The sequence below is a fragment of the Providencia heimbachae ATCC 35613 genome (assembly GCF_001655055.1).
GTDB lineage: Bacteria > Pseudomonadota > Gammaproteobacteria > Enterobacterales > Enterobacteriaceae > Providencia > Providencia heimbachae.
Genome location: NZ_LXEW01000047.1, coordinates 1 through 14,873 on the forward strand (window position 1 = coordinate 1; position 14,873 = coordinate 14,873).

Annotated in this window: 11 protein-coding genes; 9 read left to right on the top strand and 2 right to left on the bottom strand. The window is 40.3% G+C overall.

Annotated elements, in window-relative coordinates:
- Positions 1-258: helix-turn-helix domain-containing protein (locus M998_RS16255; RefSeq protein ID WP_248846448.1), on the top strand; the 258-nt coding region annotated here is incomplete at its 5' end.
- A 218-nt stretch (positions 259-476) separates the two neighbouring features.
- Here M998_RS16255 and M998_RS16260 read toward each other — a convergent pair.
- Both M998_RS16260 and M998_RS16265 read right to left on the bottom strand, forming a co-directional pair.
- Complete coding sequence (locus tag M998_RS16260; protein ID WP_232007539.1) at positions 477-1,472, bottom strand: hypothetical protein; 996 nt, start codon at positions 1,470-1,472, stop codon at positions 477-479.
- Positions 1,473-1,902: 430 nt separating this feature from the next.
- A complete protein-coding gene (locus M998_RS16265; RefSeq protein ID WP_068445790.1) occupies positions 1,903-2,739 on the bottom strand; it encodes a MurR/RpiR family transcriptional regulator in 837 nt (278 codons plus the stop codon).
- A gap of 368 nt (positions 2,740-3,107) precedes the next feature.
- Between M998_RS16265 and M998_RS16270 the strand changes: the two genes are divergently transcribed.
- The 8 genes from M998_RS16270 (at position 3,108) to iolE (ending at position 14,804) form a co-directional block, all read left to right on the top strand.
- On the top strand, positions 3,108-4,619 hold the full coding sequence (locus M998_RS16270; protein ID WP_068445788.1) for a CoA-acylating methylmalonate-semialdehyde dehydrogenase: 1,512 nt from the start codon (positions 3,108-3,110) through the stop codon (positions 4,617-4,619).
- Positions 4,620-4,632: 13 nt separating this feature from the next.
- Entirely contained in the window at positions 4,633-6,570 is a 1,938-nt protein-coding gene (gene iolD, locus M998_RS16275; protein WP_068909837.1) for a 3D-(3,5/4)-trihydroxycyclohexane-1,2-dione acylhydrolase (decyclizing), read from the top strand.
- A gap of 589 nt (positions 6,571-7,159) precedes the next feature.
- Positions 7,160-8,146, top strand: a complete 987-nt coding sequence (iolG, locus tag M998_RS16280) for an inositol 2-dehydrogenase (protein ID WP_068445784.1) — start codon at positions 7,160-7,162, stop codon at positions 8,144-8,146.
- Positions 8,147-8,587: 441 nt separating this feature from the next.
- Positions 8,588-9,994, top strand: coding sequence for a sugar porter family MFS transporter (locus tag M998_RS16285; RefSeq protein WP_111750931.1), 1,407 nt, complete (start codon positions 8,588-8,590; stop codon positions 9,992-9,994).
- Positions 9,995-10,048: 54 nt separating this feature from the next.
- Complete coding sequence (locus M998_RS16290; RefSeq protein WP_068909839.1) at positions 10,049-10,477, top strand: PTS mannitol transporter subunit IIA; 429 nt, start codon at positions 10,049-10,051, stop codon at positions 10,475-10,477.
- A gap of 339 nt (positions 10,478-10,816) precedes the next feature.
- The gene (locus tag M998_RS16295) at positions 10,817-11,950 is read left to right on the top strand and encodes a Gfo/Idh/MocA family protein (RefSeq protein ID WP_068909840.1); all 1,134 of its coding nucleotides are present in this window, start codon (positions 10,817-10,819) and stop codon (positions 11,948-11,950) included.
- A gap of 25 nt (positions 11,951-11,975) precedes the next feature.
- Positions 11,976-13,880, top strand: a complete 1,905-nt coding sequence (locus M998_RS16300) for a bifunctional 5-dehydro-2-deoxygluconokinase/5-dehydro-2-deoxyphosphogluconate aldolase (RefSeq protein WP_068909842.1) — start codon at positions 11,976-11,978, stop codon at positions 13,878-13,880.
- A 30-nt stretch (positions 13,881-13,910) separates the two neighbouring features.
- On the top strand, positions 13,911-14,804 hold the full coding sequence (iolE, locus tag M998_RS16305; RefSeq protein WP_068445777.1) for a myo-inosose-2 dehydratase: 894 nt from the start codon (positions 13,911-13,913) through the stop codon (positions 14,802-14,804).
- Positions 14,805-14,873 lie beyond the last annotated feature (69 nt).

Sequence of the window (14,873 nt, forward strand, 5' to 3'; positions counted from 1 at the left end):
CGGATGCATAAAGATGATATTGCAAAAATGCTAGGAATTAAAATTCGTAAGCAAAGAGAAAGTCATAAAATGACACTAAAACAAACGGCTAGCTTGATTGGTGTTTCAGAGGATGAAATGAACCGCTTTGAAAGTGGGGAAAGCTGTATTGATGTAGACTCATTATTTCAGTTTGCACATCTATTTAATTTAGAACCAACAATATTTTTGTATGGTGTTGTTAATATCAATAGTGGTACTCGTAATACCATTCATTAAAAGAATAATTGATTAAAAACAACGTGTAATTAATGACTTGTTTAATAGTAGTTACTACCGTTATTATTTTAATTAAAAGGCAGGCTATTGAAATTTATTCGAAGAGCGTTCAAGCACAAAAGAGACATTATGAACATATTGATTTAACTGGAAGGATAATTTAATCATAATATAGATCATTTTACCTTCCAGTTTTCATACTTAACCATTTAATATAATTAAATAAAACTCTCAGTTTTTAGCTGTTCTAACAAACCTTCAGTTATCCGATTTGTATCCATAAAATGAGATGTTTTCGCTAATTTATTTTCGCTGTGTAATTGTAAAATAAACTGGTCTAATTGCTTGATGACGGGATCCTCTTCTGAAAGCACAGGAGACGTTTGCTCTATAATGAGGTGGCTTTCTAATTGAAAGTGATGGTTCCGTTGCTTAAGCGATAATTTATCTGAGATATTTCCAGTATTAAAAAACAGCTCGAAAGAAATCAGTAATCCATTTTTATTGCGTAGATTAATGATAAGAATATCGGCATCTTCCCGTTTTGAAAAAGGGTGTGAATACTGAATAGACGCTGTGTTTAAGGAAAAGTCAGGTTGTATAGTCAATAATAGTGAGACTTTTTCTGCAATAGCGGCTCTTAATGTATTGAATGGAATACGATCTTCTTTTTCTATAGTACGATGAGCTGTTAATCTTAATAAACCAGTATCTGGGCCATTTTCTGAGAATAAGATATCGCTTAAATCTTTAAATTGATTTTCAAAACTAAGGGTTGGGGTGTAACTAATATTAACTTCATTATATTTAGCCAGTTTGAATAAATCAGCTAACTCCTCTTCGCTATAGTTTGGAATATTATTGAGTAATACATTTTTTCCTGCATCCACAGCACTATAAACAGCATATTTGAGTAAGTCATCACTGCAAACCGATGTGATGATAACACTGCTAATATCTTCATTATTAATCAGATTTTCAATTTTTCTTTTTTGACACATAAAATAAGATGCAGATGGAATAGGGGAGTCAATATCACAAACTGACTTTAATTCACAATGATGCGAACTGTAATCAATCGCCTGCATATAGCGCTGGTTATAAATGGGTGAGCCGATTAATCCGATCCCTGCTCGATTGAGTGAGACAATGGAATGTTGCTCTTCCAATAAGCGAAGATGGCCTATTAGGTAGAGAAAGTGGGTGTTTATCATTATCGTTCCTTATACCCTTCATTCTTCAAGTTGCAGGGGTGTTGGCTTCACTGTGCTACTCAGGTCACATACTTATGTATGCTCCCCGAGCTATCTTCGTTTGCCGCCTACCTGCCACTCGAATTATTTTGGGTATCCATTCGCCATTCTTCAAGTTGCAGGGGAGTTGGCATTACGGTGCTATTTCAGATCACAAATTCACATAATCTCAACATAGCAGGATGAAATGATAATTTCATTCTGTAATTTTATTGAAATTTGTATTTTCTGATGTCACTCACAAATTGGAGAAAATGATAGAATGAAATGGTCTATTGAGTGTCGGATTGCGAGTTACACAATAATGGTGTCAATATTGAGGGGAAAGTAGACTCTGTTATAACGGAGGTGTTTATATTAACAGAGTCTTATACAGACAATAGCTATGTTGCTAAACGAGCTTACGCCCTTGTCGATATGCTAGCGCTACAGTGAGTGATTGAGCCAAGCACAGTGTTGCAGATTGCGAACGAAATGCATCGACCTGAGCTTCTTTTATAACAAAACAGACATCACTAAAACTGGCTAATGGACTTATTTGGCTATCAGTAATGACAATTTGTTTTGCGCCTGTTTGAGCCGCTTTTTCGCTGATCATAACGGTTTCGGCTGCATAAGGTGTAAAGCTAATCGAAATAACCACATCATTCTCGCTGATACGGCTGATTTGTTCTTTAAACATACCGCCAAGACCGTCAATTAATACCGGGTGGCACTCTAAGTGACTTAAGGCATAGCTTAAATATGTTGCTACACTGAACGAGCGACGCAAACCAATAATGTAGACATTTTGCGCATCAGCGAGCAGAGATACCGCTTTTTCCATATCTTCTTTCGGGGTTCTTGCTGCCATTTGTTGTAATGCTTGGGCATTTGAATGGGCGAACTCTTTCAAAATTTGAATAGGATCATCGCTGAGTTCTTGGCCACTATCCATTTCGCGAAACAATCTTGCTCTGTCGGTATAGCTAGCAGTTTCTTCAACTAGATTCATTCGAAATAACTGTTTCATCTCATTGAAACCGCTAAAGTTAAATGCATTAGCAAAACGGATTAACGTTGAAGGTGGAACATCTGCTTCTTTTGCAATAACAGCAACAGTATCGAATGCCACACTATTAGTGTTGTCGAGTACATAGCGAGCAACTTGTTGTAACCGTTTACTTAACTCATCATAACGGGAGCGAACTTGCTCCTGAAATTCATTTAAATTTGATGCTGTTGACATATAACCTCCGTAAATTGGCTATTAATTGTAGTTGTTTTCAGCAGTTAGTCGAATCTTTTTGAAACATATAGTTCAAAAAAGTCTGTGTTCTTTTTTTATGCTCGAAATAGATCGAATTTTTATTTGCAGATCAACACCCATACAGATCTATAACAGCCTGTACAGGCGCTATCATTAACACCGATAGCACATGAGTTGCAGATGAAAATGCTTTTGAAGCTAAAGTGGTTTTATTGAATTATTAGTTTCATAAAAGTTCTGTCTGGATCACATAAATTGAATGTCATTTCAATTTAAGTTGAAAATGAAATGAATATTTCATATATCTATTACTAATAAAGTAACTCTATCAGCTAAAGAGAGGCAACATGAAACAGATTCAGAATTTCATTGGTGGCAAAACAGTATCCAGTCAAAGTGGGCGTTTTGCGCCAGTGTTTAACCCTGCAACGGGCGAACAGATTGCACAAGTGGTACTGAGTAGCGCTGATGAAACGAAAAAGGCAATAGAAGTTGCTCATAAAGCATTCCCTAAATGGTCTAAACTTTCACCGCTTAAGCGCTCTCGTGTCCTATTCAAATTTAAAGCATTGTTAGAAACGAACATGGATGAGCTTGCTCGGTTAATTTCAACGGAACACGGTAAAGTTTTCTCTGATGCGGTAGGTGAAATAACGCGTGGACTTGAAGTTGTTGAATTTGCATGTGGTATTCCACATTTGCAAAAAGGTGAGCATTCTGCAAACGTCGCAACGGGCGTTGATAGCCATTCATTAATGCAACCACTAGGTGTTTGCGCGGGTATTACGCCATTTAATTTCCCAGCGATGGTACCGATGTGGATGTTCCCTGTCGCGATTGCAACTGGGAATACCTTTATTTTAAAACCATCTGAAAAAGATCCTTCTTTAGCATTAGCTCTTGCTGAGTTACTAAAAGAAGCTGGCTTGCCTGACGGTGTTTTTAACGTTGTACAAGGTGATAAAGAATCGGTTGATGTCTTATTAACAGCACCTGAAGTTCAAGCGGTAAGCTTTGTTGGCTCAACACCCATCGCAGAATATATTTATTCGACGGCATCTGCACACGGTAAGCGTTGCCAAGCCCTTGGCGGTGCAAAAAACCATTGTATCTTAATGCCTGATGCTGATATGGGGCAGGCCGCTAATGCCATTATGGGTGCCGCATTTGGTGCCGCGGGTGAACGTTGTATGGCACTCTCTGTCGTATTAGCCGTCGGTGATGAAACCGCAGATGCTCTGATTGCCAATCTTAAAGGTCAAATCGCGAAAATGACGATAGGCCCGGGTATCAAAGAAGGTAAAGAGAATGATATGGGGCCGGTTATTTCTGCTCAGCACAAAGCGAAAATTTGTGATTACATCACGAGCGGTGAAAAACAAGGTGCTAACCTTTTAGTTGATGGTCGTGATTTTAAAGTCACGGGTTTTGAAAATGGTTATTTTGTTGGTCCAACATTATTTGACAATGTCACACCTGAAATGGCTATTTATCAAGAAGAAATTTTTGGTCCAGTACTTGCAGTTGTGCGTGTTCCCGATTTTGAGACCGGACTAAAACTGATTAATAAACACGAGTATGGTAATGGGACGGCTATTTTCACACGTGACGGCGAAACAGCACGTGAATTCCAAGAAAATGTGCAGGCAGGCATGGTTGGTATCAATATCCCAATCCCTGTGCCAATGGCATTTCATAGCTTCGGTGGCTGGAAGCGTTCTATCTTTGGTCCCTTAAATGTTCACGGCAATGATGGCGTTCGCTTTTATACTCGCATGAAAACGGTAACGAGCCGTTGGCCTGCCAGTGTACGTTTAGAGCACCACGAAAGCAGTTTCACAATGCCGACCATGGAATAATTGGAGAACCCGTATGAATAAGCAGAAAATGACAACAGCTCAGGCGTTAGTTAAATTTCTTAATCAGCAATATGTTGACGTCGATGGTGAGCAGTATCCGTTTATTCAGGGAGTATTTACGATTTTTGGTCATGGCAACGTGGTTGGATTAGGTCAGGCACTTGAAGAAGCGCCTGGTCACTTACGCGTTTATCAAGGGTGTAATGAGCAAGGTATGGCGCATATTGCGACGGGCTTTGCGAAGCAAAAAAAGCGTAAACAAATTTTTGCTGTTACTTCCTCTGTCGGTCCTGGTGCGGCGAATATGATCACCGCAGCGGCGACTGCCACGGCTAACCGTATCCCTCTATTATTATTACCCGGTGATACTTTTGCCTCACGACAACCAGACCCTGTATTACAGCAGGTAGAGCAATATGGTGATGGTACGCTCAGTACCAATGATTGCTTTCGACCCGTTTCAAGGTATTGGGATAGGGTATCGCGCCCTGAACAATTAATGGCAGCAATGATTAATGCCATGCGTGTTTTAACCGACCCTGCGGACACTGGGGCTGTGACCATTTGTTTACCTCAAGATGTTCAAGGGGAAGCTTGGGATTATCCAGATTACTTCTTTGAAAAACGCGTGCATCGTATTGAGCGTCGTCCAGCCACAACCGTGAGTTTGGAAGAGGCGGTTAGCCTTATCCGCAGTAAGAAAAAGCCATTATTAGTGTGTGGTGGTGGGGTTCGTTACTCTGAGGCACACACGGCTTTCCTTGAATTTGCAGAACATTACGGGATCCCTTTTGGTGAAACTCAGGCAGGAAAAAGTGCCGTTGTTGCCAGCCATCCATTAAATGTAGGCGGGATCGGTACAACGGGTGGACTCGCTGCAAACTTACTCGCCAAAGAAGCTGATCTTGTGATTGGGGTTGGAACACGCTTTACTGATTTTACCACGGCATCTAAATCTCTTTTTAGTCACCCTGATGTTAAGTTCTTAAATATTAATGTCGCTGAATTTGATGCTGGAAAATTAGATGCATTAAAAGTGGTTGCCGATGCTAAAGAAGGCTTATCTGCTATCGATAAATTAATGCACGATAGTGGCTATAAAACGCAGTGGGGCGATGCCATTGCACAGGCCAAACTACAATGGCAAAAAGAGTTAGAACGTTTATTTTCAATTCAATATAAGCCATTAGATTTTGTACCTGAAATAGCAGGGCATCTCGATGATAAATTTGAAGAATACAGGCGATTTTTAGGTACGGAACTGGCGCAAACTCGTGTTCTTGGGCTTATGCAACAGCATATGGAAGACGATGCGATTATTGTGGGGGCTGCGGGTTCTCTACCGGGAGACCTTCAACGAATATGGTTGCCAAAGTGCCCGGATACTTATCATCTTGAATATGGTTATTCCTGTATGGGCTATGAAATAGCCGCCGCCGTGGGGGCAAAAATAGCTGCACCTGAGCAGCCGGTTTATGCGATGGTGGGAGATGGCTCTTACCTAATGCTACACAGCGAGTTGCAAACGGCTATCCAAGAAAATCTTAAGATCACCATTTTATTATTTGATAACGCAGGTTTTGGTTGTATTAATAATCTGCAAATGAGCCAAGGAATGGGTAGTTTTGGAACAGAAAACCGACATCGAAACCCTCAAACAGGAATGATGGATGGGCCGTTAGTGAAAGTTGATTTTGCTAAAAATGCCGAGAGCTATGGCTGTAAGAGTTATCGAGTCAATGATGAGGTTCAGCTGATTGATGCGCTTAAAAAGGCAAAATTAGATTCAGGCTGTGTATTAATTGATATTAAGGTTTTACCTAAGACGATGACGAATGGCTATGAGGCATGGTGGCGTACTGGAACGGCTCAGGTTGCTAAAAATCCTGAGATAGTTGCAGCGGCGGACAAAATTAACGAAATGGTTAAGAACCACGCTCGTCAGTACTGATACATAGCTCATGATCCAAGTTACAGAATACAAGTCAGATTATGTACGGCCTGTATCTTGGATTATTGAGCATGTAGATAACCTAAATTCAAAACAGTATTAAATAGGATGGTTGTTAACTATATTAATTGGGAACTCGATGTGATTTTTCTTCGAGTAAGACCTGTTGTGTTTTGGATAGGTAGAAATACTGATAGGGATTGTATTAGGGTATTATTGGATCTGTTATGGCTAATTAATATGAATAGTTTATTATTTATCGCTCAGCTTATGCTGGGCTTTTTTATAGGTTCAAACAGTGCGTAAATTTAAAAAATGAAATAATTGTTTCGATTTATCACCAAAAATGATTGGAATGATGATGATTTATTTAAAGTGATTTTATGAAACACACGCTTTATTATTTAGTCTAAGCAGTTTTCATTATTATTTTGTGATCGAAATAACACTAAACATCCACTTTAATGTAACATTTGTTACCTAGCGCTCAAAAATATAATTTTCAAATAATTATAAATTGAAATGAATGTTTTATTTGGTATATTTCAACTATCCTAATAGTGGATTTTAAGTATCAAGGAGCATCTGAATGTTCAATATAGCACTATTTGGCGCAGGACGTATCGGACAGGTTCATGCTGTCAATATCGCCGCCCACAAAGAAACTTCGCTTTATTCTGTCATTGACCCCTATCAGCCTAATGCTGTCGCGCTAGCGGAAAAATATCAAGCCAAAGTACAGACCGCAGAAGAAGCAATGCAAGATCCTAATGTGCATGGTGTTCTGATTGCTTCGGCAACGGATACACACGCTAATTTAATTGAGCTTGCAGCACAACACAAAAAAGTTATTTTTTGTGAGAAGCCTGTTCATTTAGATCTTGAGCGTGTTAGGCAGTGTCTAAAAAGCGTAAAACAGCATAATGTTCCACTATTTATTGGTTTTAATCGCCGCTATGACCCTCAATTCCGTCACCTGAAAAATTTATTCGAACAAGGTGCAATTGGTAAAGCGGAGTCTTTGATTATCACGTCTCGTGACCCATCACCACCGCCTGCAGAATATGTCAAAGTCTCCGGTGGCATGTTCAGAGATATGACAATCCACGATTTTGATATGGCTCGCTTTATGATTGGTGAGGAGCCATGTTCAATCTTCGCTCAAGGTAGCAATGTGGTTGACCCTGCGATTGGCCAAGCGGGCGATATTGATACCGCGTTTATTATCTTAAAGTTCCCATCAGGGGCAATGGCAACCATTTCAAATAGTCGCCGTTCAGGCTATGGGTATGACCAGCGTATTGAGCTACACGGCGAAAAAGGTTTATTAACCGCAGGTAATATCAAAGAGAATAGTGTTGAGTTACTGAGTGATGTGGGCTGTTTGTCTGCTAAACCTGAGTACTTTTTCTTACAGCGTTACAATGAAGCCTATAAAGCAGAGTGGAATCACTTTGTTGATATCTTAGCTGGCCGAGCGGAATCTGAAACAACAGGAACTGATGGTGAGTTAGCGTTATACCTTGCCGATAAAGCCCTTGAGTCTTTAAAAACGGGTAAAGAAGTCAAATTATAATCGAGACCCAAGCAACTTGAATCATGACGAGTATAAAGTTTTAACTCGAATATATGAATGAGAGCTTAGGTTCTCATTCATAATACAAGTCTGTATGCATTAACTCTGTAATTTAAAGGAATTAAATTCGGAGAAACAATATAGCATTGTACTTAATTTATCTCGGTATGAAGTGGTTTATACATCAGTATAAGTCAAGGATTTCTACATTTTTAATTTAATAAAAATGATTAAAATTAAACATATGTGATTGTTTTTATGAAAAATAAATAGTGCGCTACATGATAGACATTTTTATTTCAGGCTTGAGCTTACCTAAACAACAATTCAAACCAGAGTGCCAAAAATTCATTATTTAATACCCTACGCGCTAAATAATTTTTAAATATTGTGACGTTTTTTTGGCAGACATAGTGATTCAGATAATAAGGTAATAATAATATGTCATTAATAATGAATCTCAATGAACAACAGAGAAAAAGGTTGCACCAAATAACATTGGTTGCAACCTTTGGCGGATTGCTTTTTGGTTATGACACCGGAGTTATCAATGGTGCTTTTTCATCTCTAAAAGAAAATATGGGATTAACACCAACAACAGAAGGCTTAGTGATGAGCGTTCTGTTAGTGGGAGCTGCATTGGGTAGCGTTTGCGGTGGGCGGGTTGCCGACTATATAGGGCGCCGTACTTATTTGCTGTATCTTTCATTTCTATTTCTTGCAGGTGCATTTTTATCGGCCGCTGCGCCTAATATTGAAATTCTACTCGTTGCACGTTTTCTTCTTGGATTTGCGGTCGGGGGGGCATCCGTCACCGCGCCCACTTTTATCTCTGAGGTCGCACCCACCGAGATGCGAGGGAAGCTGACAGGGCTAAATGAAGTTGCCATTGTTATCGGTCAGTTAGCGGCATTTGCGATTAATGCGGTTATTGGACTCGTTTGGGGACATTTACCTGAAGTCTGGCGTTATATGTTATTAGTGCAGGCAGTTCCAGCTCTGTGTTTGCTCTTCGGTATGTGGCGAGCACCTGAGAGCCCACGTTGGCTAATGAGTAAAAATCGTCGAGAAGAAGCGTTAAAAATCCTCAAGCAAATTCGCCCCGAAGAACGCGCCATTCAAGAATACCAAGATATTGTGACACTTCTTGATGTTGAAGCGGCAGAGCTCAAGAAAAATCCTGAAGCGCATAAAACAAATTTAGCACTGATTTTTAGTACTCCATGGATCTTCAAATTAGTTTTGATTGGTATGGTGTGGGCGGCATTGCAGCAAACCACCGGTGTTAACGTTATTATGTATTACGGTACTGAAATTCTTAAAACCGCAGGTTTCTCAGAACAAACCTCACTCGTTTTTAACGTGCTAAATGGTGTGTTCTCGGTTGGTGGTATGGTATTTGGGGTACTTTTCTTAGTTGACCGTTTTAAACGTAAAACGTTGATTGTCGGTGGTTTTGCCTTAATGGCTTCCTTACACTTATTGATTGCGGCAACTGACTACTTCTTAACCGGTGATGTAAAAGCGACATTAATTTGGTTACTCGGTGCGATTTTCGTTGGTGTAATGCAAGGTACGATGGGCTTCTTAACTTGGGTCGTGTTAGCTGAACTATTCCCGCTCAAAATTCGGGGCCTTTCAATGGGAATATCGGTGTTCTTTATGTGGATTATGAATGCGATTGTTAGTTATCTATTCCCGGTATTACAAGCTGAACTTGGTTTAGGTCCAGTATTCCTTATTTTCGCGGTGATAAACTATCTAGCCATTCTCTTTGTGGTGAAATTACTTCCCGAAACATCGAATAAATCATTGGAACAGCTGGAAGAAGAATTGTCATCAATGTAGCTATACCCGTCAGACTTCAAGTTGCTTGGGTGTTACCTTTAAAGAGGGTTGTATATGATTGAACAACTGACTGCAAGTAATCTTCACTTAGGTTGTCATGCAAAAAATAAAGCCGAAGTTTTAAAAATGGTCGGAAGTGAATTCAAAAATAAAGGATATGTAGACCAAGATTGTGTGCATTTTCTTAATGAAAGAGAATTACAGATCTCAACCTTTTTAGGAAATGGAATTACTTTACCTCACTTACCGAAGTCAGCTAACGATATTATTTTAAAGACCGGTGTGGAAATATTTCAGTTTCCAGATGGTGTAATTTGGGATAGAACCAATGTGATGTTTATTGCAATTGGCGTTATCGCAAAATCAAGAGAGCATATTGATGTTCTTAGAGAGGTTGCTGTCATTTTCAGTGATGAATTTATTGCAAATGCACTTTCTATCACATCAAGTGAGGAAGAGTTTCTCAGTATCCTACATCGCTAATACGAAAGCACAATGGGTACCATAAAGTATCCATTGTGCTTAATTCAGGTTATTCCATTTTAAAGCCATTTCATTTCATTAGTTTCCTTTTCATTCCATTTTTCATTTCATTTAATGGCTTCTCAGAGGTGATGGGAATAATTTATTTCTTTATATATTAAATGATTACAAAGAAAATTAACGCCAGATCACATAATGAAATTAATATTTCTTGTTTTGTTGAAAATGAAACAAATATTCCGTATAACATCAGTATCAAATTAAAAATATCAAGCACAGTTATCGGAAGCACAGGGTGTTAGAGATGACGAGCTTTATCTTCATGAGGGAGAGGACATAATGAAAGAAATCCGTATTGGTATGATTGGTACTGGTTATATAGGGCGTGCTCATGCCATTGCTTATGCACAAGCGTCGACCGTGTTCCCTCTACAAGGGAAGCTCATTCGTGAAATGATTGCAGAAATTACCCCTGAACTTGCGCAAGAGCGTGCAAAAGAGATGGGATTTAATCGTTCAACAGATGATTGGCGCAAACTGGTTGCGGATCCAAATATCGATGTGGTTGATATTTGTTCCCCTAATTTCCTTCATAAAGAAATGGCCATGGAAGCCATTAAACATGGAAAACATGTTTATTGTGAAAAGCCCTTAGCATTGAACTCAGCAGATGCCAAAGAAATGGTAGAAGCCGCTGAAAAAGCAGGTGTCAAAACACTGGTAGGCTTCAATTATATGAAAAACCCAACCGCGCAGTTAGCAAAAGAAATTATTGCTAACGGTGAAATTGGTGAGGTTATCCATTTTTACGGTACGCACAACGAAGATTATATGGCAGATCCTAACGCACCGATCCATTGGCATTGTTTTAAAGAAAAAGCAGGACTGGGTGCGCTTGGGGATTTATCCGCACACATTATTAATATGGCGCAATTCTTAGTCGGCGATATTGAAACGGTGTGTGGTGACATGGAGATTGTGATTAAACAACGTCCGGAAAAAGCCGGGTCTTCTGTGATGGTTGATGTTGAAAATGAAGACCAAGCACATGCCATGGTTCGTTTTGCGGGGGGGGCAATGGGGGTGATTGAAACATCTCGTATCGCATCTGGACGTAAAATGGGGCTGACTTATGTGGTGACGGGGACGAAAGGTACCTTATCTTTTACGCAAGAAAGAATGGCAGAGTTAAAACTCTATCGCCACGATGAGCCTTCAAATCGTCAGGGATTTAAAACAATTTTAGTTGGGCCGGAACATCCTGATTACGCACCATTTTGTAATGGGGCCGGCCATGGCATTGGATTTAACGATCAAAAAACAGTTGAAGTACGTGATTTAATTGATGGCGTAGCGGCAGACAAAAAAATGTGGCCAGATTTTGAAGAAGGCTGGAAAGTGTCGCGAATTTTAGATGCTATCGCCCGTTCTTATGAAGAACAACGCTGGGTTAAAGTAACTGAAATCAACTGATTTTGTTGTAGTTAAGGGGTAATTAATGGATAAGCAGAAGAAGTTAGATGTTATCTGTATGGGCCGTATTGCCGTTGACCTTTACGGACAACAGATAGGTTCTCGTTTAGAAGACATGAGCAGTTTTTCTAAGTATTTAGGCGGCTCATCTGGAAACGTTGCATTTGGTACCGCTATTCAAGGGTTGAAATCATCGATGCTGGCGCGTGTTGGCGATGAACATATGGGACGCTTTCTTCGTGAAGAGTTACAGCGAGTCGGATGTGATACTAGTCATTTGATCACCGATAAAGATCGTTTGACCGCATTGGTAATTTTAGGCATTAAAGACCAAGATACGTTCCCGCTCATTTTTTATCGTGAGAATTGTGCGGATATGGCCATCACACCGGATGATTTTACTGAAGAATTTATTGCTTCCGCTCGCTGCTTAGCCATCACGGGAACGCATTTATCGAATCCGAAAACACGAGCCGCAGTATTAAAAGCATTAGAGTATGCGAAACGTAACAATGTAAAAACAGCCATTGATATTGATTACCGCCCTGTATTGTGGGGATTGACCTCGCTCGGTGACGGGGAAACACGTTTTATTGCTTCAGAAAAAGTGACTGAAGAACTGCAAGAAGTATTATCAATGTTTGATCTGATTGTTGGCACCGAGGAAGAGTTCCATATTGCAGGCGGTACCACAGATACTATCCAAGCATTGAAAAATATTCGTAAAATCAGTAACGCCGAATTAGTTTGCAAGCGAGGTTCACTCGGTTGTTCAGTTTACAGTGCTGCAATCCCCGAAACATTAGATGAAGGGGTGACTGTGCACGGTGTTCGAGTTGAAGTACTCAATGTTTTAGGGGCTGGTGATGCCTTTATGTCAGGGCTATTACGGGGTTATCTGAACGGTGAAGGTTGGGAAAAAGCCTGTGCTTATGCAAATGCGTGTGGTGCTTTGGTGGTTTCTCGTCATGGTTGCGCTCCTGCAATGCCATCTAAAATTGAGTTAGATAACTACTTAGCCCGTGCAGCTGCCGTTCCCCGCCCAGACTTAGACCCAATGTTAAATCATTTGCACCGTGTGACAACCCGTTCTGTGCAGTGGGATGAGCTTTGTGTGATGGCGTTTGATCACCGTATTCAGTTTGTCGATATGGCGCGCACTGCTGGAGTGGATATTTCATGTATCCCACAATTGAAAAAGCTTATTTTCCGCGCTAGCCGCGAAGTTGCAGATGAAGCTAATCTACAAGGCAAGGCAGGGCTATTGTGTGATAGCACCTTCGGGCAGGATGTATTGAATGATGTGACTGGACGCGGCTGGTGGATTGGTCGTCCTATTGAATTACCCGCCTCAAGGCCATTACGCTTAGAGCACGGTAATATTGGTTCGCAATTAGTGAGCTGGCCGAAAGAACATATCGTGAAGTGTTTAGTGTTCTTCCATCCTGAAGATAACCATCCGTTGCGTCTTGAACAAGAAAAAACGGTTCAAGAAGTCTACAGCGCTTGTTGCCAATCGGGTCATGAATTACTGCTTGAAGTGATTTTACCGCCGAATATGGAGCGTAATGATGCACTTTATTTACGGGCAATAAAGCGTTTCTATAACCTTGGGATTAAACCCGATTGGTGGAAATTACCGCCATTAAAATCAGAGAATTGGGATGCGGTTGATCGCTTAATTCAAGAGCGTGACCCGTATTGCCGTGGTGTCGTTTTATTAGGCCTCGATGCGCCACAAGCTGAGCTTCAAGCTGGGTTTAATGCCGCAGCAGGTAAATCCATCGTTAAAGGATTTGCAGTAGGCCGTACATTGTTTGGCAAGCCTTCACTCGAGTGGATGCAAGGTGAGCTTACTGACGACGAACTGGTCCAAAAAATCAAAACCAATTACCTCAATCTGATCGCTTTATGGCGTCAGCGTAAATAATATTATTCTTACCTACATAGGAGCTTCATCATGGCAATCCAACTTGGTATTAACCCTTTGACATGGACGAATGATGATTTACCCACTCTGGGGGCAGAAACGTCCCTAGAAACGTGCTTAACAGAAGGCCGTCAGGCAGGTTTTGTTGGCTTTGAATTAGGCAATAAATTTCCACGTAAAGCGGAAATTCTAGGACCAATTTTAGAAAAGCATGATGTAAAACTGGTTTCAGGCTGGTATTCGGGCGAATTACTGACTCGCAGCGTGGAAGAAGAAATTGAAGCGGTACAAGGGCATTTGGCATTATTACGTGATCTCGGTGCTAAAGTGATGGTATTTGCGGAAGTCACTAATTGCATTCATGGGGATCAAGATAAGCCTGTTCATATGCGCCCCTTATTCCCAGCAGATAAGTGGGAAGAATACGGTAAAAAATTAACTGAATTCGCTAAATACACTTTATCTCAAGGGGTTAAAATTGCTTATCACCATCATATGGGAACGGTAATTGAATCAGCAGAGGATGTTGATAATCTGATGAAATATACCGGTGATGAAGTTGGTTTATTACTCGATACCGGTCACTTAACTTTTGCAGGCGCCGACCCAGTTGAAGTTGCGAAGCGTTGGGCAAAACGGATTAATCACGTCCACTGTAAAGATGTACGCCCTGATGTGCTGCAAGATGTGAAAAACCGTAAAACAAGTTTTTTAAATGCAGTATTAGCGGGCGTATTTACAGTACCGGGTGATGGCTGTGTGAATTATCCAGAAGTTTTTAAAGTGCTAAAAAATAGCCAATATGAAAATGGTTGGTTAGTGGTTGAAGCGGAGCAAGATCCTGCTATTGCACATCCATTAACATATGCAACACTGGGATATAATAATCTGCATAAATTCGCTAAAGATGCAGGATTAATTTAATTCGTTGAGTCATCAAACGTTATTAAAATCACATTAGTAAGCATAGCAGTTAACGTAATTTGAGTTGCA

Bases quoted from the DNA above. Each gene is read 5' to 3' on its own strand.
- M998_RS16295 (WP_068909840.1), top strand. From the start codon at position 10,817: ATGAAAGAAATCCGTATTGGTATGATTGGTACTGGTTATATAGGGCGT.
- M998_RS16300 (WP_068909842.1), top strand. From the start codon at position 11,976: ATGGATAAGCAGAAGAAGTTAGATGTTATCTGTATGGGCCGTATTGCC.
- M998_RS16260 (WP_232007539.1), bottom strand. From the start codon at position 1,472: ATGATAAACACCCACTTTCTCTACCTAATAGGCCATCTTCGCTTATTG.
- iolD (WP_068909837.1), top strand. From the start codon at position 4,633: ATGAATAAGCAGAAAATGACAACAGCTCAGGCGTTAGTTAAATTTCTT.
- M998_RS16285 (WP_111750931.1), top strand. From the start codon at position 8,588: ATGTCATTAATAATGAATCTCAATGAACAACAGAGAAAAAGGTTGCAC.
- iolE (WP_068445777.1), top strand. From the start codon at position 13,911: ATGGCAATCCAACTTGGTATTAACCCTTTGACATGGACGAATGATGAT.
- M998_RS16270 (WP_068445788.1), top strand. From the start codon at position 3,108: ATGAAACAGATTCAGAATTTCATTGGTGGCAAAACAGTATCCAGTCAA.
- M998_RS16290 (WP_068909839.1), top strand. From the start codon at position 10,049: ATGATTGAACAACTGACTGCAAGTAATCTTCACTTAGGTTGTCATGCA.
- iolG (WP_068445784.1), top strand. From the start codon at position 7,160: ATGTTCAATATAGCACTATTTGGCGCAGGACGTATCGGACAGGTTCAT.
- M998_RS16265 (WP_068445790.1), bottom strand. From the start codon at position 2,739: ATGTCAACAGCATCAAATTTAAATGAATTTCAGGAGCAAGTTCGCTCC.